A 20,796-nucleotide genomic window follows, 5' to 3' on the forward strand; every position below is an offset into this window, starting at 1 on the left:
GCGTGCTCCGAGTTCCCCCAGAGAACGCGCGTCGAGGAGTGCGCGCGTTCGATCTGCGCCGGGGGAGAGGCGCTCAGAAGAAGAGGTCTGGGTCCTTGCCGGTCCGTTCGCCGGATTCGAGTGGGGCGATCACGGCGAGGTCCTCGGCGTCGAGGCTGAAGTCGAAGACCTCGAGGTTCGAGGCGAGCCGCTCGCGGTGGACGGACTTGGGGATGACGACGTTGCCGAGGTCCAGCTGCCATCGCAGCACTACCTGAGCGACGGTCTTGCCGTGCTTCTCGGCGAGTGCGACGAGCGCGGGCTCCTGGAGCAGCGTGCCTCTGGCGAGCGGGGACCACGCTTCCGTCAGGATGCTGTGGGCGCTGTTGTAGGCGCGCGTCTCGGTCTGCGGCAACCGGGGGTGCAGCTCGATCTGGTTGACGGCCGGGACGGTGCCGGTCTCCGCGGCCAGGCGGTCGAGGTGATGCCCCTTGAAGTTCGAGACGCCGATCGAGCGCGCACGGCCCTCGTCGCGCAGCCGTTCGAGGGCTCGCCACGTCTCGACGTACCGGTCCTGCGCGGGGGCTGGCCAGTGGATGAGGTAGAGGTCCACGTAGTCCAGTCCGAGCCGCTCGAGGCTCTCGTCGAACGAGGCGAGCGTCTCGTCGAAGCCGTGCCGGTCGTGCCAGACCTTCGTCGCGACGAACAGGTCATCGCGAGACGCCCCGCTCTCGCGGATCCCTTTCCCCACGCCCACCTCGTTGTCGTAGAACGCGGCCGTGTCGATGTGGCGGTAACCGAGGTCGATGGCGTCGACGACGACTCGCGTCGCCTCCTCGGCAGGCACCTTGTAGACCCCGAGCCCCAGCTGTGGGATCTCGATGCCGTCGTTCATGGTCAGGCTGGGGGAGAGCGGCGAGGTCATGGAGGCCTTTCGTTCGGCGTGCGGCTGAGCGAGGGTCGATCAGGAGGGCGAGTTCAGGATGTTCATCGGCTCGGTGTCGGGGCGCGGAGCGATGTCGGTGCCGCGGAGGTCCGGGATGCTCCGGCGCCAGACGAGCGCGACGGCCGCGCCGAGGAGCGCGAAGGCCGCGCTGACGAGGAAGCCGCCGAGAGAGCCGGCGAGGTCATTGGCGATGCCGGCGAGCGCGGAGCCTGCGGCGGCGCCGATGAGCTGGCCGGTCGCCATCCACCCGTACGACTCTGCGCTCTCGCTGAACCTGACGCTCGAGGATACGGCCGAGAAGCTGCCGGAGAAGACCGGCGCGATGCCGAGGCCGCTCACGAAGAACGCCGCGCCGAGCCAGATCGGGTTCGTCGAGATGAGTGCGAGACCGATGCCGAGGAACACGATGCCCATGCGGCGCGCCAAGGACGCTGGGGCCAGCGGGAGGTGTCCGAACGCGAGGCCTCCGACAAGGGAGCCCACGGCGAACACTGCCAGCAGTATCCCGGTCTCGGCTCGCTCGTGCCCGAACTCGGCGACGACGGCGGCCTCGATGGCGGAGCAGGCGCCGACGAGCAGCGCGCCGATGATCGACATGAGAACGACCACGGGATTGCGGAGCACCGCCCCGGCCCTCCTCCTCGACTTCGGGATGCGGACCTTCCCCACCTCGGGCGCTGCCACGAACCAGAGGCCGCCGAGGAGCAGGATGCCGGCCGCGACGAGGATGCCGGCGGCGGGGGAGATCGCGAACGCGACGGCCGTGGTGGCGACCGGGCCGATGACCCAGATGACCTCCTGGAGGGAGGCGTCGAGGGAGAAGAGCCGAGAGAGGAGGGCCGCGTTGACCACCTTGGGGTAGATGGTCCGTACGGCAGGGGAGACGGGAGGAATGGTGAGGCCGGCGAGGACGGCGATGATCGCGGCCTGCCAGAGCACCGGCGGCCAGAGGGCGAGGGCCGTGAGCGACACGGAGCACGCGACCATCGTCGCGATGAGAACGGGGCGCATGCCCCAGAACGTCATGAGGCGACCCGCCACCGGTCCGGAGACCGCCTGGCCGATGCTCAACGCGGCAAGGACGACGCCGGCCGAGGTGAAGTTGGAGTACGTGTCCTCGATGTGCATGAGGATCGCGAGCGAGAGCATGCCGGCGGGGAACCTGGCGACGAGCTGCGAGAGCAGGAGTCGTGCCAGGCCAGGGGTTCTGAGTACAGTCGCGTAGTTCGTCACAGCGCCGACAATCGTACGCCTCAGACACAGAATGTCGGTGGTTGGGGACAGACTGTGCACAACCGCCGAAAACCGGTGGAGAAACGCCGGAAACAGGGGCATTTTCTGTGGAGGACTTGTGGAGAACTACACGGTTGTAACACCGCATCTAGTGGTGGTAGCCTCATCGAGCACAAGATGTAGTGGCCGCGGGAAACTGCGACACAACGGGGGTTCATCCACCTGGCACCGCGTGAGACTGCTCCGGCAGGGCCGCGGAAGACCGGGCGAGACGCGTTCACCGCACTGCACGAATAGCACTCCCAAGCACTTAGGAACCAGGAGAAAACCCATGGCAATCGCCGTCTACAGCAAGCCGTCATGCGTGCAGTGCACCGCCACCTACCGTGCCCTCGACAAGCAGGGCATCGAGTACGAGATCTTCGACGTCTCGGCCGACGAGAAGGCACTCCAGACCGTCAAGGAGCTCGGCTACATGCAGGCTCCCGTCGTCATCGCCGGTGACGACCACTGGTCGGGCTTCCGTCCCGACAAGATCAGCCAGCTGGCTGCTCTCGCCACGGCCTAGCCGTCGCACCGCGCTGCTCTCGCCGCTGCTGAAGAAGGGACTGCACCCATGACCGGGCTCATCTACTTCTCGAGCGTCTCAGAGAACACGCGTCGCTTCGTCGAGAAGCTCGAGCGGCCAGCGAGCCGCATCCCGCTCTTCCCGAGCGAACCTCAGCTTGTCGCGGACGAGCCCTACGTGCTCATCCTCCCCACCTACGGTGGGGGAGATGGGCGCGGGGCCGTCCCCAAGCAGGTCATCAGGTTCCTCAACGAGCCGCGCAATCGCGAGCTCCTCCGCGGCGTCATCGCCGGCGGCAACACGAACTTCGGCAAGGGCTACGGCCTGGCAGCCGACATCATCTCCGCGAAGTGCGGCGTACCCACGCTCTACCGCTTCGAACTCTTCGGCACGCCAGACGACGTCGCCGCAGTCAACTCTGGATTGGACAGGTTTTGGCAGCAACAACCGCTCTCGACGACGCAGGTGTCATCACGATGAACGCACCAACGGCGGCGAACACGCTCGACTACCACTCGCTGAACGCGATGCTCAACCTGTACGACGAGAACGGCCAGATCCAGTTCGACAAGGACCGCGAAGCCGCTCACCAGTACTTCATCCAGCACGTCAACCAGAACACGGTCTTCTTCCACGACCTCGAAGAGCGCCTCGAGTACCTCGTCGAGAACGAGTACTACGAGCCCGAGACGCTCGCGATGTACTCCCACTCGTTCATCGAGCAGCTCCGCAACCGCCTCTACGCGAAGAAGTTCCGCTTCCCCACGTTCCTCGGCGCGTTCAAGTTCTACACCTCGTATGCCCTGAAGACGTTCGATGGCAAGCGCTACCTCGAGCGCTTCGAGGACCGCGTGCTCATGGTCGCGCTCGGCCTCGCGCAGGGTGAAGAGGCGCTCGCAACCTCGCTCGCCGACGAGATGATCGCGGGTCGCTTCCAGCCAGCAACCCCCACGTTCCTCAACACGGGCAAGAAGCAGCGCGGCGAGCTCGTCTCCTGCTTCCTCCTCCGCATCGAGGACAACATGGAGTCCATCGGCCGCTCCATCAACTCCGCGCTGCAGCTCTCCAAGCGCGGCGGTGGCGTCGCCTTCAACCTCTCCAACATCCGCGAGTCCGGCGCTCCGATCAAGCAGATCCAGAACCAGTCCTCTGGCATCATCCCGATCATGAAGCTGCTGGAGGACTCCTTCTCCTACGCGAACCAGCTCGGCGCGCGGCAGGGTGCCGGAGCCGTGTACCTCAACGTGCACCACCCGGACATCATGCGGTTCCTCGACACGAAGCGCGAGAACGCCGACGAGAAGATCCGCATCAAGACGCTCTCGCTCGGCGTCGTGGTTCCCGACATCACGTTCGAGCTCGCCAAGCGGGGCGAGGACATGTACCTCTTCTCCCCGTACGACGTCGAGCGCGTCTACGGCAAGCCGTTCGGCGACATCTCCGTCACGGAGAAGTACTACGAGATGGTCGACGACGCGCGCATCCAGAAGACGAAGATCAGCGCACGCACGCTGTTCCAGACGCTCGCCGAGATCCAGTTCGAGTCCGGCTACCCGTACATCATGTACGAGGACACGGTGAACCGTGCGAACCCCATCGAGGGCCGCATCAACATGTCGAACCTCTGCTCGGAGATCCTCCAGGTCAACTCGCCGACGACCTACACCGACGACCTCGGCTACGAGACCATCGGCAACGACATCTCCTGCAACCTGGGTTCGATGAACATCGCGGCAGCCATGGACTCCCGCGACCTGGCGACGGCCGTCGAGACGGCCATCCGCGGTCTCACCGCCGTGAGCGACATGAGCCACATCGCCTCGGTGCCGTCCATCGCGAAGGGCAACGACGAGTCGCACGCCATCGGCCTGGGCCAGATGAACCTGCACGGATTCCTGGGACGCGAGCGCATCTTCTACGGTTCGGAAGAGGCTCTCGACTTCACGAACATGTACTTCTACACGGTCGTGTTCCACGCGATCCGTGCCTCGAACCTCATCGCGACCGAGCGCGGCCGCTCCTTCGCCGGCTTCGAGCGCTCCACCTACGCGACGGGCGAGTTCTTCGACAAGTACGTCGACGTCGAGTGGGCTCCCAAGACGGAACGCGTCCGCGAGCTCTTCGAGGGCATGCACATCCCGACCCAGGCCGACTGGGCTGAGCTGCGCGAGCTCGTGCAGAAGCACGGCATGTACAACCGCAACCTCCAGGCTGTGCCGCCGACCGGGTCGATCAGCTACATCAACCACTCGACCTCGTCGATCCACCCGATCGCGTCGAAGATCGAGATCCGCAAGGAAGGCAAGCTCGGCCGCGTCTACTACCCGGCGCCGTACCTCTCGAACGACAACCTCGAGTACTTCGAGGACGCCTACGAGATCGGCTACGAGAAGATCATCGACACGTACGCCGAGGCGACGCAGCACGTCGACCAGGGCCTGTCGCTGACGCTGTTCTTCAAGGACACGGCGACGACCCGCGACATCAACCGCGCGCAGATCTACGCGTGGAAGAAGGGCATCAAGACGATCTACTACATCCGTCTTCGTCAGCTCGCGCTCGAGGGCACCGAGGTCGACGGCTGCGTCAGCTGCATGCTGTAACAGCACTCCTCGGCCAGGCCGGCCTCCGGGCGAATGCCCGACTATTCCCGCACGAACGCGACAGAAAAGAACTCACGCAGATGAACCCGCAGGTCGAGACGAGCCACCTCCTCCAAAAAGTCGAGGCGATCAACTGGAACCGCATCCCGGATGAGAAGGATGTCGAGGTCTGGAACCGACTCGTCAACAACTTCTGGCTTCCGGAGAAGGTGCCGCTGTCGAACGACGTGCAGTCGTGGAACACGCTCACGCCGGCCGAGCAGACGCTCACGATGCGCGTCTTCACGGGGCTCACGCTGCTCGACACGATCCAGGGAACCGTTGGCGCTGTCAGCCTCATCCCCGACTCGCTGACGCCGCACGAGGAGGCCGTCTACACGAACATCGCGTTCATGGAGTCGGTGCACGCCAAGAGCTACTCGTCGATCTTCTCGACGCTCTCGAGCACGCCGCAGATCGACGACGCGTTCCGCTGGTCCACAGAGAACGAGAACCTGCAGCGCAAGGCGCAGATCGTCATGAACTACTACCACGGCAACGACCCGCTCAAGCGGAAGATCGCGTCGACGCTGCTGGAGTCGTTCCTGTTCTACTCGGGCTTCTACCTACCCATGTACTGGTCGAGCCACGCGAAGCTCACCAACACGGCCGACCTCATCCGCCTCATCATCCGTGACGAGGCAGTGCACGGCTACTACATCGGGTACAAGTTCCAGAAGGGCCTCGAGCTCGTCGACGAGGCCAAGCGCCAGGAGCTGAAGGACTACACGTTCGAGCTGCTCTTCGAGCTGTACGAGAACGAGGTGCAGTACACGCACGACCTCTACGACGAAGTCGGCCTGGCCGAGGACGTCAAGAAGTTCCTGCACTACAACGCCAACAAGGCGCTCATGAACCTCGGCTACGAGCCCATGTTCCCCTCCAGCGTCACCGACGTGAACCCGGCGATCCTGTCGGCGCTCTCACCGAACGCCGACGAGAACCACGACTTCTTCTCCGGGTCCGGCTCCTCCTACGTCATCGGCAAGGCCGTCAACACCGAAGACGAGGACTGGGACTTCTAACCCCACGCCCCCGCAGCGCCACCCTCGAGGCGGCACCGACCAGAAACCTGGCCGGTGCCGCCTCGCGGTGTCTCTCCCGACGACGCGCCCCTGACCTTCTTCCCGCAGCCCACACCCCGGGGCTCGTGGCGTCGAGCTCTGTGTGGCTTTGGGGAGTCCGACTTCTTGCCGCGATCCAGGCCGCGCGCGCTACGCTCTGGGCAGCGGCACCCCGCCGCCGGAGGGCGAGCACGGTCCCCCCGAGCACGATCGAAGGAGATCCCATGGGACACGACAAGAACGAGGAACTTCGCGAGGAGCACGAGCACCAGGAGGAGCACCGCCAGGAGCGCCGCGACGAGACCTTCGAAGCGGGCGGCGGCGCCGTCGATGACGAGGGCTCGCAGGACCGCCGACGCCAGGACGGCGTCAGCGACCTCTCCTGACCGGCGAGTCCGGCGCGCCCCCGCCCCCGGGCCGGGGAGCGCCGGACCACCAGCACAACGAGATACCCGGCACCTCCAGGAACGCAGGAGAAGTCATGGTCGACAACGAGGTCACCACCACGCCTGACGACGGGCGCGACGAGACTCCGAACGAGCGCTACGACCGCAACTGGAACGAGCTCATGCAGGAGTTCCGCGTCCTGCAGACGGGCACGCAGATCATGGCCGGGTTCCTCCTGACACTGCCGTTCCAGCAGCGCTTCACCGAACTCGGGACGTTCGACCACGTGCTCTACCTGTGCCTCGTCATCTTCGCCGTCGTCGTCACCTTGCTGGCCCTGGCGCCGGTCATGCTGCACCGAGTGCTGTTCCAGGAGCGTGCGAAAGCCCAGCTCGTGCACGCAGGGAGCGTGATCCTCCTCGTCTGCCTCGTCGCAGCCACGCTGCTGTTCGTCGGCATCGTGCTCTTCGTCTTCGACTTCGTCGTCTCACCTGCCGCTGGCCTGTGGGCCGGGGGAGGGATCGCCGTGCTCGCCGTCTTGCTGTGGACCTTCGGCCCCAAACTGCTCCGGACAGCACGCGACCGTGCCGCTGACGACTACCCCAGCGGGAACGCGTCGAAGAGCTGAGCGGGGGCGTCCGGGGTGCGCGAGTCGACCACGTAGCTCGAGACCTCCGCACCCGCATCCGCTGACACGGTCAGGACGCTGAAGACACTCAGCTCGGGGTCGGCGACGTACGGGAGCGGCTGGTCTTCGGGTCCCAGCCGGGGGCGGATGCTCGGCACGATGGGCGTGAGGCCGCCCGGGTCGCCCTGAGCGAGGGCGTCGTGGGCGTTCCAGAGGCGAGGCGGGCGGGCGCGCTGCCGTCCGCCGCCGCTCTCGAACGCTCCGTGGGTGCTGCCCGCGTGCGAGGTCTCGAGGTAGTGCACGCCCGCTGGCGACGTGAACCTCGACCAGAGGTGGGAGTGCCCGCCGATCACGAGCTCGACGCGTGCCGCTTCCAGCAGCGGCGCGACGTCGCGAAGCAGGATGTTCTCGCTCGACGGGTAGTCGTAGCGCACCCCGGTCACCCGCCCAGTCGCATCCCGCTCCTCGAGGCGAACGGGATGCGCGAAATGCGGCATCGCGTTCACGCCGATGCTGTGCGGGCTCTCGTGCATGACGACGATCCGCAACCTCGCCCCCGCGAACTCGGGACTCCGCAGTTCGCGTCGCAGCCAGTTGTACTGCGGGCTCCCGGCGCTCAGGTCGTCGATGATGTGCGAACCGTAGCGCTGGGCGAGCGGGTCGTCGAGCACCTCGCGCGACTCCTGGTACCTGCTCGAGGCGACACGGTCCTCGGGGTGCTCCGCCGCGCGCTCGGATCGCCAGACACGCGCCGCGCTGAGCGCGATGATGCGCACGCCGCCGAAGGTGATGGCGAAGAAGCGCGACCCTGACGGGGACGGGAACAGCATCTCGTAGTTCGAGAGGCTCAGGCCGTCCGGGCTGACGGCGAGCGGCAGCGCGCTCTCGAACGATTCCGCGAGCGTGGCCCCGGCCTCTCGCGTCCCTTGGACTTCATGGTTGCCGACAACCGAGAGCATCGGCGTGTTGGGCAGGATGCCTCGCATGGAGGGGAAGAACGCCGAGCCGCGGGCGTCATCGAACCACTCTGACGCGCGGTCGGGGACATTCACGAAGTCGCCCGCGTAGAGCACGGCGTCGAAGCGCCCGGTTGCGGCGATCGCCTGCTTCATCGTGGCGGGCACCGTCGCTCCGAGCTGATGGTCGCTGGTCAGCAGCAGCCTGAGCATGGGTGCACCGGCCGGGGGAGCGGCTGAGAGGCGGGCGACGTCGGATGCGACCCCGGAGCTGGCAACTCGGTACGCGTACGCCCGCCCGGGTTCGAGGCCCGTCGCTCTCGCGGCGATCCGCCACACCTCGCGTGGCACGGTCACGCCGCTTGTCTCGCCGCTCCGCAAGGCGAGACGAAGGTCGACCAGCCGCGCCGGGAGCACGCTCTCGCGGTCTTCGGCCATCGCGGGCAGGCGCGTGCTGATGGCCTGCACCCAGACAGCGCCGGGAAGCTCGCCGCCGATCGACGCATCCAGCAGCTCGTCCGGGCTCAGCTGCTCGAGTCGGTCGGCAAGCTCCCACGGCACGAAGACCAGGCGGCTCGCGCGCGGCCTCCGATCGGTCACCCAGGCGACCTCGACACCTGTTTCGTCCGGAAGCAGCAGGTACGGCTCGCACAGCAGTCCGATCTCGTCGCTCACACGCCCCATTCCGTCATCTGAGCCGCTCCGACTCTTGCGGGTCTTCCCACCAGTGGCAAGAGTACGCACATGGACACCCCTGTGACGCCTCCCGCCAGCGAGAATCCCCTGACGATCTTCAGCAGCGCCGATGAGCTCGCGCCGCTTCCGAAACTGGAGCTGCCCGAGCACGGGACGAGGAGCGAGGTCGCGTACCAGCTCGTGCGTGACGACGCGATGCTCGACGGCAATGCCAGGCAGAACCTCGCCACGTTCGTGAGCACGTACATGGACGAGCACGCCGACCGCCTCTACTCGGAGACGTTCGACAAGAACATCGTCGACAAGGACGAGTACCGACGGACTGCCGAGATCGAGCAGCGGTGCTGGAAGATGATCGCGAACCTGTGGCACGTGCCCGACGTCGCGAAGGCGATCGGCACGAGCACGGTCGGCTCCTCGGAGGCCGCCATGCTCGCGGGCCTTGCCCTCAAGAAGCGCTGGGCCGCTGCGCGCAAGGCCAAGGGGCAGTCGGCGGATGCACCCAACATCGTGATGTCGAGTGCCGTGCAGGTGTGCTGGGAGAAGTTCTGCGTCTACTGGGACGTGGAGGCTCGCTTCGTGCCCATCGACGACGCGCATCCGACGCTGACGGGCGATCAGCTCGACGCCGTCGTCGACGAGAACACCATCGGCGTCGTCGCCATCATGGGCGTCACCTACACGGGCGCGTACGAGCCGGTGAAGGAGATCTCGGCGGCGCTCGACCTGATCCAGGCCGCGCGCGGACTGGACGTCCCCGTTCACGTCGACGGCGCGTCCGGCGGCATGATCGCGCCGTTCCTCAACCGGGACCTCGAGTGGGACTTCCGCGTCGACCGGGTCGTCTCGATCAACACCTCCGGCCACAAGTACGGGCTCGTGTACCCCGGCCTCGGCTGGGTCGTATGGCGTGACGTCGACCTCGTGCCGCCCGAGCTGATCTTCCGGGTCAGCTACCTCGGCGGCGACATCCCGACACTCACCCTCAACTTCTCGCGCCCCGGCGCGCAGGTGCTGCTGCAGTACTACCAGTTCCTGCACCTGGGCTTCTCGGGGTACGAGCGCGTGCAGCGCGCGACGATGGACGTGGCGCAGTTCCTCGCGCAGGAGATCGACTCCATGGACGAGTTCACCCTCTTCAACACGCAGCTCGACATCCCCGTCTTCGCCTGGCAGCGCACCGACGCGGGCGGCGCATGGACTCTCGCCGATGTCTCCGACCGGCTGCGCATGACCGGCTGGCTCGTGCCCTCGTATCCGCTGCCAGACAATCTCTCCGACCGACTCGTCCAACGCATCGTGGTTCGCAACGGGCTCGGACGAGACCTCGCCGACGACCTCATGGAAGATCTCCGTAGCGCGGTCCGGGCTCTCGATTCGGGCGCCGCAGGCCGTTCCGACGGAGGGGACGGCAAGCGCGGGTTCACGCATTAGGGAGGTTCTTGCAGTGCTCCCTGTCGGCCGCACGCGCGCGCCGCGCGGCACCGTCAAGGCGCCTCCCGTGAGACGGGAATGGGCGGTTCGCTGCGTCGGATGAACATCACAAGGCGAGCACGATCTGCGGATCGCGTCATCCAGCAGACTCCCAGGCAGGTAGCGTTGCGCACACAATTCGGCTGAGGCGATCTGCGTCAGCCGACAGACCGGCAGACGCGGGGGCAGCCGGGTTCCGACAGGTTCCAACGCTGCTCCACGTTCTGCCCCGGCCGAGGAGCACGATGCGAACTTCGCTCACCTCACTCCTGCAACGAGTCGCAGACTCACGAAACCAAGTCCTGTCCGTCATCGCGGTCGCACTGCTGCTGCTGCTGACCGGCGGAGCCATCGCGGGAACCGCCCAAGCGGCCACGATCGGCAAGAGCTCGGTCGAGGGACAGACCTTCACGATCGCCACCGACACCACGTGGGCGCCGTTCGAGTTCGAGATCGACGGCGAGCTCCGCGGCATCGACATTGACCTCATCAACGCCATCGCGGATGATCAGGGCTTCACGGTCGACATCAAGTCGCTCGGGTTCGATGGCGCGTTGCAGGCAGTGCAGACCAATGCCGTCGACGGCATGATCGCCGGCATGTCGATCACCGATGAGCGGAAGGGCACGTTCGACTTCTCGAACCCCTACTTCGACTCAGGCATCCAGATGGCCGTCGCCAAGGACAACGGTGACGTCACCACGTACGAGGACCTCGCGGGCAAGACCGTCGCCGCCAAGAACGGCACCGAGGGGTTCACGTTCGCAGAGACCCTGGGCAAGGAGATCGGCTTCACCGTCACCGGCTTCCAGGATGCGTCCGACGCGTTCAACGACGTCACGAGCGGCAACTCCGTCGCGGTCTTCGACGACTTCCCGATCCTCCAGTACGGCATCGAGACCGGCGAGATCAACCTCAAGACGGTGACCGAGCCGGAGCGCGCATCCTCGTACGGCTTCGCGGTCAACAAGGGCCAGAACACGGAGCTCCGCGAGGCCTTCAACGAAGGCCTGAAGAACGTCGTCGAGAACGGCACCTACCAGGGCATCCTCGACGAGTACCTCGGCGACGGCGCGCCCGACGCGACCAAGATCTCCGGCGGAGTCGTCACGCTCGGCAACGAGGTCATCGAGGACGACGGTCCCGGCACACTGCCCAAGAACCCGCTCTTCCCGGTCGACACCCCGCAGGACAAGGGCTCGTTCGTCATCGCGACGGACAACACCTACGCGCCGTTCGAGTTCGAGCAGAACGGCGAGACGATCGGCATCGACATGGACCTGATGCGCGCGATCGCCGCGAACCAGGGCTTCACGGTCGACATCAAGCCGCTCGGCTTCGATGCCGCACTCCAAGCGGTCCAGTCCGGCCAGGCCGACGGCATCATCGCCGGCATGACCATCACGGATGAGCGCAAGGAGGTCTTCGACTTCTCAGAGCCGTACTTCACCTCCGGTGTGCAGATGGCCGTCGCTGATGGCGACACGAGCATCGCCGGCTACGAGGACCTGGCCGGCAAGAACGTCGCCGTCAAGACCGGAACCGTGGGCGCCACGACCGCCGAGGAGCTGTCGACCGAGTACGGCTTCACGATCCGCACGTTCTCCGACACCGCCGACATGATCGCGGAGGTGCAGACGGGCAACTCCGTCGCACTGTTCGAGGACTTCCCTGTGCTGCAGTACGGCATCCAGCAGGGCAACGGCCTCATGACCGTCGGAGACCCCATCGAGGGCGGCGAGTACGGCTTCGCGGTACTCAAGGGACAGAACGCGGACCTGCTTGAGATGTTCGACGCCGGCCTCGCCAACGCCGAAGACACGGGCGTGCTCGACACGATCAACGACCGCTACCTCGGCAGCGAGGAGGAATCGGGACAGCTCGGCTTCTTCGAGCTCGTCGTGGCCGCCTTCCCGTCGCTCATGGTCGGCCTCGGCTACACGCTGCTGGCCACCGCTCTGTCGCTCGTCTTCGCCATGATCCTCGGCCTCGCGTTCGGCTTCCTGAAGATCTCGAAGAACCTGCTGCTCCGCGGCATCGCGTCGACGTACGTGAACATCTTCCGAGGAACCCCGGTGCTGGTGCAGGCGTTCTTCTTCTACTTCGGTGTGCCAGCCGTGACGGGCATCTCGCTCGACGCGCTGACGGCCGGTGTTATCACGCTGAGCCTCAACGCCGGCGCGTACATCACGGAGACGGTGCGCTCGGGCATCCAGTCGGTCGACCCCGGCCAGATGGAGGCGGCTCGCTCGCTCGGCCTGACGCGCGGCAAGTCCATGCGTCGAGTCGTGCTGCCGCAGGCGTTCAAGATCATGACGCCGTCGCTCATCAACCAGTTCATCATCACGCTGAAGGACACCTCGCTGCTGTCCGTCCTCGGCTTCGCTGAGCTCACCTACCAGGGCCGCATCGTCATCGCCTCGACCTTCCGGTCGTTCGAGATCTGGCTCGTCGTCGGTGTGCTCTACTTCATCGTCATCTACCTGCTGACGGTCCTCTCCAACTACGTCGACAAGAGGTTCAACAAATGAGTGACGTGAACAACTCAGCGTCGGATGCGTCATCCGTGGAGCAGACGCCATTCACCGGTCGCTTCGACGCGGTCAACTCGGGCGAGCCGCGCGTGCGCGTCGTCGAGATGCACAAGTCGTTCGGCCCCGTGGAGGTGCTGAAGGGCATCGACCTCGAGATCGCCAACGGCGAGGTCATCGCCATCATCGGTCCGTCCGGTTCGGGGAAGTCGACGCTGCTGCGCTGCCTCAACCGCCTCGAAGAGGTCACCAAGGGCCACGTCTTCATCGACGACGACGACATCACGGCGCCCAAGACGAACCTCGACAAGGTGCGCCAGCGCATCGGCATGGTGTTCCAGCACTTCAACCTCTTCCCGCACATGACCGTGCTGGAGAACGTGACGCTGGCGCCCCGCGAGATCAAGGGCACGAGCAAGGAAGCGGCCAACAAGCGTGGCGAGGAGCTGCTGCGCCGAGTCGGTCTCGACCACCTCATGGACCGCCGCCCCTCGCAGCTCTCCGGCGGACAGAAGCAGCGTGTGGCGATCGCCCGCGCGCTCGCCATGGACCCTGAGATCATGCTCTTCGACGAGGCGACCAGCGCCCTCGACCCCGAGATGGTGGGTGAGGTGCTGCAGGTCATCCGCGACCTGGCCAAGTCGGGCATGACGATGGCCCTGGTCACGCACGAGATGGGCTTCGCGCGCGAAGTCGCCGACCGTGTCGTGTTCATGGCCGAAGGCAAGATCGTCGAGATGGGAACGCCGGACGAGCTGTTCGGCAACCCGAAGGAGTCGCGCACGCAGGACTTCCTCGGGAAGGTGCTCTAGCACTTCCGCGTTCCCGGCACCGAAGAACGCGGCACCCCTGTCCGGTGGACAGGGGGTGCCGCGTTTCCACTAACCTGTCGAGGTGACGCCCAACAATGCACCCACAGCCGCCCAGTTCGCGAAGGACACCACCCCCGGATCCGAATGGTGGCGCTCGGCCGTCATCTACCAGGTCTACCCGCGTTCGTTCGCGGACGGCACCGGTGACGGCATCGGCGATCTCGCCGGCGTGACCGCGCACATCCCGGACCTCGCCGACCTCGGCATCGACGCCATCTGGCTCTCCCCGTTCTACCCGTCGCCCCTCAACGACGCCGGCTACGACGTCGCCGACTACTGCGATGTCGACCCCGTCTTCGGCACGCTCGACGAGTTCGACCGGATGCTCGAGGCCGCTCACGAGCGGGGCATCCGCATCATCGTCGACATCGTCCCGAACCACTCCTCCTCGGAGCACGCCTGGTTCAAGGCGGCTGTGGCCGCTGGCCCCGGCAGCCCCGAGCGCGCCCGCTACCTGTTCCGTGAGGGCAAGGGCGAGCACGGTGAGCTGCCGCCGAACAACTGGCAGTCGCTGTTCGGCGGGCCCGCCTGGACGCGCCTCACGGAAGCCGACGGAACCCCCGGCCAGTGGTACCTGCACCTGTTCGACTCGACGCAGCCCGACTTCGACTGGTCGAACCCGGTGGTGCACCAGGACTTCGAGAACATTCTCCGATTCTGGCTGGACCGCGGCGTCGACGGCTTCCGCATCGACGTCGCCCACGGCCTCGCGAAGGAAGACGGACTGCCCGACTACATCCCCGTCGAGAGCAACCTGCCCATCGTCGGCGACCCCCGCACCCCGTACCTCGGCCAGGAGGCCGTGCACGACATCTTCCGCGCCTGGCACCTCGTGGCCGCCGAGTACGACGGCGACCGCGTGCTGTGCGGTGAGGCCTGGCTGCCGAGCGTCGAGGAGATGGCCGAATGGGTCCGCCCGGGCCAACTGCACCAGACCTTCAATTTCGCGTACCTGCGCGCCCCGTGGGACGCGGACGGACAGAAGGAGGTCGTGACGCGCTCGCTCGCCGCGTTCGCCGCATCCGGTGCCCCCAGCACGTGGGTGCTGTCGAACCACGACACGGTGCGCCACGCGACCCGCCTCGCGCTGACCGAGCCGAACGCGCACGGCGCGGGCGTCGGCCCGAAGACACCAGGCCAGCCGGACCCCGTCGTGGGCGAGCGTCGTGCCCGCGCCGCGACCGCGCTCATGCTCGGTCTCCCGGGCTCGAGCTACCTGTACCAGGGCGAGGAGCTCGGCCTGCCCGACGTCATCGACCTCGCCGACGACGCACGGCAGGATCCGATCTTCATCCGCTCCGAAGGCGAGCTGTACGGTCGCGACGGGTGCCGCGTGCCCATCCCGTGGGAGGCCGGGGGCGACAGCTACGGCTTCAGCGCGACGGGGGAGTCATGGCTTCCGCAGCCTGAGCTGTGGGCGAAGCTCGCCCGCAGCGAGCAGGTGCACGACCCCGCCTCGACGCTCAACCTCTACCGTTCGCTGCTCGCGCTCCGACGCGAGCACGACCTCGGGCTGGGGGATGCGCGCTTCGAATGGGTCGACGGCTTCGGCGACGAGGTGCTCGCCTACCGCAACGGCGACGTCACCGTCATCACCAACTTCGGCACCGAGCCGGTCGCGCTGCCGGAAGGTCTTCGCGTGCTCGCCCGCAGCGAGGTCGCGCACGTCGAGGATGCGGCTCAGCTGCTGACCGACACGACGGTCTGGCTTGGCGCCGCCGAGTAGCGCTGCCGGATCGGGCGCGCTGGGCGCGCCTGCACGCAGCTGCGTCGGGGCGGCGACTCATCACCGAGCTCGCGTGCACGGATACAGCTCACTCGGATCGTACGCCTCTTCGCTGACCCGAGACACAGCCATCTGCGGCTGCGCGGGAGGACACTCGAAGCGACGGCCGGATCCCACCGGCCCAGCTTCGGAAGGACTCAGCAGATGGCATTTCAGGACAAAGTCGCGATCGTGACCGGCGGCGGTTCCGGGATCGGCGAGGCAATCGCCAAGGACCTCGCCGCGAACGGCGTCAAGGTCGTCGTCTCCGACATGAACCTCGATGGCGCGAAGCGCGTCGTCGGCGAGATCGAGGCAGCCGGCGGCACGGCGTCGCCGTTCGAAGCGAACACGGCCATCGCCGAGGACAGCGTCCGCACCGTCGAGCACGCCGTCGCGACCTACGGCAAGCTCAACTACGCCGTGAACAACGCCGGCATCGGCGGCAAGGCTGCCCCGGCGGCCGAGGTCGAGGTCGACGACTGGGATCGCGTCATCAACATCAACCTGAACGGCGTGCTCTACGGCCTGCGGGCGCAGATCCCCGCGATCCTCGACGCAGGTGCCGAGGAGGGCGCGATCGTCAACATGGCGTCGATCCACGGCACCGTGGCCGCGATCGGCAGCGGCGCGTACACCGCGGCGAAGCACGGCGTCGTCGGCCTCACCAAGAACGCGGCGGCGGAGTACGGTCCGCAGGGTCTGCGCATCAACGCGGTCGGGCCCGCGTACATCCGCACCCCGCTGCTTGAGCAGCACCTGGACGCGGCCGGTTTCGCGGCGCTCGAGGCGAAGCATCCCCTTGGCCGCCTCGGCCAGCCCCAGGAGGTTGCAAACCTCGCCACGTTCCTGCTCTCCGACAAGGCGAGCTTCATGACGGGCTCCTACGTGCTCGTCGACGGCGGCTACACGGCGGTCTAACCCTCAGGCGCGTCATCGCTGCCTGTGAGGCCACCCTCTCGTTCGCTCGAGGGGTTGGGTTCTCAGGCAGCGATCTGCGTTGCGGGGCGCTACTTCTCGGCGAGGGCCTGGCGGATGCGCTTGAGCGAGACGGTCTCGGCCGTGCCGAGCTGCTGCGCGAAGAGGCTCACGCGGAACTCCTCGAGCATCCACCTGGCCTGCACGACGGACGCGGGCGCAGTGCGCGCGACGGGGAACGTGCCCCCGGCCTCCGTGTACAGCGCCGTGGCCTGCTCGACCTGCATGAGCCCAGCGCGCTCGATGCTCGAGTGGCTGAGCACCCGCTCGAGGCGGTACGTGAGCGCGCGCAGGTAGCGGGGCAGGTGCGCGAGGCGCGCGACGCCCGTCTTCGACACGAACCCCGGGTACACAAGCGCCTGGAGCTGCGACCTGGCGTCGGCGAGCGATGGCAGCACCGAGATGTGGTTGGCCGACTTGAGCGCCTTGTTGGCTTCGCGGAAGCGGTCGAGCACCTCGGAGACGAGCTTCGTCTGCGCGAACATGCGGTCGACGAGCGTCGCGTTGAAGGCTTCGCGCAGCTCGTCGAAGGCCGCACGCGTGCGCACGGGCCCGCCGTGCTCCACGGAGTACGCGGCAACCGCATCCTGGGCGAGCGCGGCGACGATGTCGTTGAAGAGCGCCGGTGTCGAGTGGTACGGGCTCGTCGCGAGGGCGAGCTTCTCCTTCGCCGTCAGGTGCTCCTGCACGTAGCTCGCGGGGGAGGGCACCGACGCGGCGAGCAGGGCGGCGACGCCGACCGGATGCTCGCGTGCCTGGTCCTCAGGGGTCGTCACGAGGCGCAGGTCGATGCTGCCCTTGACGACGGCCAGCGACGGGTAGGCGCGGATGACGCCGTGCTTGCGCTTGATGTCGATGAGCTCTGGGATCTCGTCGAGCGGCCACTCGGTGAGCCCGTGCTGGTCGTAGCGGAGCTCCGCCGTCGACGCGCTCTGCGCGGGCACCGAGCCGGCCTCGCGCACGCCGTTCCCTGGTCGGGCCGGTGCGGCGACCTGTTGCGTGGCGCGCAGCACCGACGCCTCCGACGCCTTCTTGAGCTTGTCCTGCAGCGTCTTGAGGTCTTCACCCGTGCCGAGCTCGCGGCCGCGGTCGTCGAGCACGCGGAAGCGCACGCGCAGGTGCGACGGCACACGGCTCCAGTCGAACTCGGAGACGTCGAAGCGGATGCCCGCCTGCCGCTGCATGATCTGCCGGAGCGTGTCGTCGAAGTCGCCAGGAACCTCCTGGCCGAGGTCCGGCCTGGCCTCGCCGAGCTCGCCGAGCAGCTTGTCGGCCCAGTCGGCGGAGGGCACGAAGTTTCGACGGGTCGCCTTCGGCAGCGACTTCAGCAGCGCGATGACGAGCTCGCGGCGCATGCCGGGCACTTGCCAGTCGAAGCCGCGGTCGTCGAGTCGGGACAGGAGGGGCAGCGGGATGTTGACGGTCACGCCGTCATCTGGTGCGCCCGGGTCGAAGCGGTACCTGAGGCGCAGCCGCTGGTCACCCTGCTTCCACTCGGTCGGGAACCCGGCACCTTGTTCGTCGGGGTCGGCGTGCTCCTCGCCGAGCACATCCGCCCGCGTCATGGTGAGCAGCTGCGGGGTCTGCTTCTGCGCGCCCTGCCACCACTTCTCGAATGTGGACTGCGAGACGACGTCGCGGGGGAGCCGTTCGTCGTAGAACTCGAAGACGGCGTCCTCGTCGTCGGAGTACGCGCCGCGCGACCTGGTGCGCTCCTCGAGGTCGGCGAGGCTCTTGCGTAGCGCCCGGTTCTTCGAGTCGAAGCTGTGGCGGCCGTTCCAGTCGCCCTCGACGAGGGCGTGGCGGATGAACAGGTCGCGCGACCAGGCGGGGTCGATCTTCGAGAACTGCACCGTGCGTCCGCGGACGATGGGCACGCCGTAGAGGGTCACGCGTTCGATCGCGACGGCGGAGCCCTGCTTCTTCTCCCAGTGCGGGTCGGAGTGGTTCCGCTTCGCGAGATCCCGCGCGAGCACCTCGGCCCAGGCCGGATCGATCTTGGCGACGGTGCGCGCGAAGAGGCGGCTCGTCTCGACGAGCTCGGCGGCCATGACGACGTCCGGCTGCTTCTTCGCCTTCGCGAGGCCCGAGCCGGGGAAGATCTGGAAGCGCGTGCCGCGGGCTCCCGCGTAGTCGCGCTTCAGCTCGTCGCGGATGCCGATGTGGCTGAGGAGGCCGGCGAGCATGGAGCGGTGGATGGCATCGGCGAGGGCGCCTGGCTCCTGCACCTGGCCGGCGGCGGGCCGCTGCACCTTGAGCCCGATGGGGCCGGCGAGCTGACGCAGCTGCCGGAAGACGTCCTGCCATTCGCGGAATCGGACGAAGTTGATGAACTCGTCGCGGCACTTGCGCCGGAACGCGCTCGAGCCGAGCTCGTGGCTCTGCTCCTCGAGATAGTTCCAGAGGTTCACGAGCGTGAGGAAGTCGCTGGTCGGATCGCGGAAGCGGGCGTGCAGCTCGTCGGCCTTCTGCCGGTGGTCGAGCGGCCGCTCGCGGATGTCCTGCACCGTCATGCCGGCCACGATGATGAGCACCTCGCGGCTCACGTCGTGCTGCTTCGACTCGATGACCATGCGCCCGAAGCGGGGGTCGATGGGCAGGCGGGCGAGGCTGCGGCCGATCTTCGTGAGCCGCAGCTGGCTGCTCTTCCCCTGGCTGGCCTTGCCGGGCTCGACGGCGCCGAGCTCGCTGAGCAGGTCGGTGCCGTCCTTGATGCCGCGTGCGTCCGGCGGCTGCAGGAACGGGAACTCGGAGAGGGCGCCGAGGCCGAGCTCGAGCATCTGCAGGAGCACGCTCGCGAGGTTCGTGCGGAGGATCTCGGGCTCGGTGAACTCGGGGCGGCGGTCGAAGTCCGCCTCGGAGTAGAGGCGGATCGCGACGCCCGCCGAGGTGCGGCCCGCGCGGCCGGAGCGCTGCTTGGCGGAGGCCTGCGAGATTGCCTCGATGGGGAGGCGCTGCACCTTGGCACGCGTCGAGTAGCGGGAGATGCGCGCGGTGCCCGTGTCGATGACGGCCACGATGCCCGGCACCGTGAGGCTCGTCTCGGCGACGTTCGTCGCGAGCACCACACGCCGCCGCACGCCCGGTGGGCGCTTCGACTCGAACACGCGGTGCTGCTCGGCGGAGGAGAGGCGCCCGAAGAGTGGGAGCACCTCGGTGGACTCGGGGCGGCGGTCGCGCGCGACGTGCGCGCGGATCGCGTCCTGCGCATCCCGGATCTCCTGCTCGCCCGAGAGGAACACGAGGACGTCACCCGGCAGGTCGCGGTCGAGCTCGTCGAGCGCATCCACGATGCCCTCGAACATGTCGCGCTCCGAAGTCTGCGGGGCCGCGTCCTCGTCCTCTTCACCGGGGAGCGGCGCGTCCGCGACGAGCGGCCGGTAGCGCACGTCGACGGGGAAGGTGCGGCCCGAGACCTCGATCATGGGGGCGTCGTTGAAGTGCTTCGAGAACGACTCCGGGTCGATCGTCGCCGACGTGATGATGACCTTCAGGTCGGGGCGCTTCGGCAGGAGCGTCTTCAGATAGCCGAGGAGGAAGTCGATGTTGAGGCTGCGCTCGTGCGCCTCGTCGATGATGATCGTGTCGTACTTGCGCAGCAGGCGATCGCGGTGGATCTCGTTGAGGAGGATGCCGTCGGTCATGAGCTTGACGCGCGTCTCGGCCGACACCTCGTCGGTGAAGCGGACCTGGTAGCCGACGAGCCCGCCGATGTCGCCGCCGAGCTCATCGGCGATGCGCTCGGCGATCGTGCGCGCCGCGATGCGTCGCGGCTGCGTGTGCCCGATCATGGTGCGCCCGAGCTCGAGGCAGATCTTCGGCAGCTGCGTCGTCTTGCCCGAGCCGGTCTCGCCCGCGACGATGACCACCTGGTTGGCGGCGATGGCGTCGCGGATCTCGTCCCGCATCTGGCTGACGGGCAGCTCCGGCGGGTAGGAGATCTCGAGGGGCGTCGTAGTCATGAGCAGTTCAGTCTATTGCCAGGTGGCTTGCGAATGTGCCCCGCACCGGCCACTCAGCGGTCGCGATCCGCGCTCGTTCGCTTCCAGCGTCGCTCGCCAACTCGCTTTAGTTGCAC

Annotated in this window: 15 protein-coding genes; 11 read left to right on the forward strand and 4 right to left on the reverse strand. The window is 67.2% G+C overall.

Annotated features, from left to right (window positions below; translation table 11 throughout):
- Positions 1 to 73 precede the first annotated feature (73 nt).
- Positions 74 to 904: an aldo/keto reductase gene (locus ABVF28_RS13725; protein ID WP_371030903.1), complete on the reverse strand. Its 831-nt coding sequence runs from the start codon at positions 902 to 904 to the stop codon at positions 74 to 76.
- Positions 905 to 943: 39 nt separating this feature from the next.
- Positions 944 to 2,158 carry an MFS transporter gene (locus tag ABVF28_RS13730; RefSeq protein WP_371030904.1) on the reverse strand — a complete coding sequence of 405 codons (1,215 nt, stop codon included), beginning with the start codon at positions 2,156 to 2,158 and terminating at the stop codon, positions 944 to 946.
- Between the two features lie 331 nt (positions 2,159 to 2,489).
- Between ABVF28_RS13730 and nrdH the strand changes: the two genes are divergently transcribed.
- The 6 genes from nrdH (at position 2,490) to ABVF28_RS13760 (ending at position 7,447) form a co-directional block, all read left to right on the forward strand.
- Positions 2,490 to 2,726: a glutaredoxin-like protein NrdH gene (gene nrdH, locus ABVF28_RS13735; protein WP_068478736.1), complete on the forward strand. Its 237-nt coding sequence runs from the start codon at positions 2,490 to 2,492 to the stop codon at positions 2,724 to 2,726.
- Between the two features lie 48 nt (positions 2,727 to 2,774).
- On the forward strand, positions 2,775 to 3,206 hold the full coding sequence (nrdI, locus tag ABVF28_RS13740) for a class Ib ribonucleoside-diphosphate reductase assembly flavoprotein NrdI (protein ID WP_104312411.1): 432 nt from the start codon (positions 2,775 to 2,777) through the stop codon (positions 3,204 to 3,206).
- On the forward strand, positions 3,203 to 5,329 hold the full coding sequence (nrdE, locus tag ABVF28_RS13745) for a class 1b ribonucleoside-diphosphate reductase subunit alpha (protein WP_104312410.1): 2,127 nt from the start codon (positions 3,203 to 3,205) through the stop codon (positions 5,327 to 5,329). Before nrdI ends, nrdE begins: the two co-directional genes overlap by 4 nt.
- Positions 5,330 to 5,409: 80 nt before the next feature.
- Positions 5,410 to 6,393, forward strand: a complete 984-nt coding sequence (gene nrdF, locus ABVF28_RS13750) for a class 1b ribonucleoside-diphosphate reductase subunit beta (protein WP_104312409.1) — start codon at positions 5,410 to 5,412, stop codon at positions 6,391 to 6,393.
- Between the two features lie 263 nt (positions 6,394 to 6,656).
- Positions 6,657 to 6,818, forward strand: coding sequence for a hypothetical protein (locus tag ABVF28_RS13755; protein ID WP_179556380.1), 162 nt, complete (start codon positions 6,657 to 6,659; stop codon positions 6,816 to 6,818).
- A 95-nt stretch (positions 6,819 to 6,913) separates the two neighbouring features.
- The gene (locus tag ABVF28_RS13760) at positions 6,914 to 7,447 is read left to right on the forward strand and encodes a DUF6328 family protein (protein WP_371030905.1); all 534 of its coding nucleotides are present in this window, start codon (positions 6,914 to 6,916) and stop codon (positions 7,445 to 7,447) included.
- Here the strand turns inward: ABVF28_RS13760 and ABVF28_RS13765 are convergent.
- Positions 7,417 to 9,078 (reverse strand): metallophosphoesterase, encoded by a 1,662-nt coding sequence (locus ABVF28_RS13765; RefSeq protein ID WP_371030906.1) that lies wholly within the window; start codon positions 9,076 to 9,078, stop codon positions 7,417 to 7,419. The two genes, ABVF28_RS13760 and ABVF28_RS13765, sit on opposite strands and share 31 nt — an antisense overlap.
- Positions 9,079 to 9,147: 69 nt before the next feature.
- On the opposite strand from ABVF28_RS13765, the gene ABVF28_RS13770 reads away from it, so the two are divergent.
- The 5 genes from ABVF28_RS13770 to ABVF28_RS13790 all read left to right on the forward strand — a co-directional run bounded on the left by ABVF28_RS13770 (position 9,148) and on the right by ABVF28_RS13790 (position 16,661).
- Positions 9,148 to 10,533 (forward strand): glutamate decarboxylase, encoded by a 1,386-nt coding sequence (locus ABVF28_RS13770; protein WP_371030907.1) that lies wholly within the window; start codon positions 9,148 to 9,150, stop codon positions 10,531 to 10,533.
- Positions 10,534 to 10,817: 284 nt separating this feature from the next.
- The gene (locus ABVF28_RS13775; protein WP_371030908.1) at positions 10,818 to 13,103 is read left to right on the forward strand and encodes an ABC transporter substrate-binding protein/permease; all 2,286 of its coding nucleotides are present in this window, start codon (positions 10,818 to 10,820) and stop codon (positions 13,101 to 13,103) included.
- 107 nt (positions 13,104 to 13,210) lie between these two features.
- Positions 13,211 to 13,915 (forward strand): amino acid ABC transporter ATP-binding protein, encoded by a 705-nt coding sequence (locus tag ABVF28_RS13780; RefSeq protein ID WP_181027020.1) that lies wholly within the window; start codon positions 13,211 to 13,213, stop codon positions 13,913 to 13,915.
- An 82-nt stretch (positions 13,916 to 13,997) separates the two neighbouring features.
- Positions 13,998 to 15,701, forward strand: a complete 1,704-nt coding sequence (locus ABVF28_RS13785; RefSeq protein WP_371030909.1) for a glycoside hydrolase family 13 protein — start codon at positions 13,998 to 14,000, stop codon at positions 15,699 to 15,701.
- 204 nt (positions 15,702 to 15,905) lie between these two features.
- Positions 15,906 to 16,661: an SDR family NAD(P)-dependent oxidoreductase gene (locus ABVF28_RS13790; protein ID WP_371030910.1), complete on the forward strand. Its 756-nt coding sequence runs from the start codon at positions 15,906 to 15,908 to the stop codon at positions 16,659 to 16,661.
- A gap of 89 nt (positions 16,662 to 16,750) precedes the next feature.
- On the opposite strand, the gene hrpA is transcribed toward ABVF28_RS13790, so the two are convergent.
- Entirely contained in the window at positions 16,751 to 20,680 is a 3,930-nt protein-coding gene (gene hrpA, locus ABVF28_RS13795; RefSeq protein ID WP_371030911.1) for an ATP-dependent RNA helicase HrpA, read from the reverse strand.
- Positions 20,681 to 20,796 lie beyond the last annotated feature (116 nt).

The sequence above is a fragment of the Pseudoclavibacter sp. JSM 162008 genome (genome assembly GCF_041366455.1).
Lineage (GTDB): Bacteria > Actinomycetota > Actinomycetes > Actinomycetales > Microbacteriaceae > Pseudoclavibacter.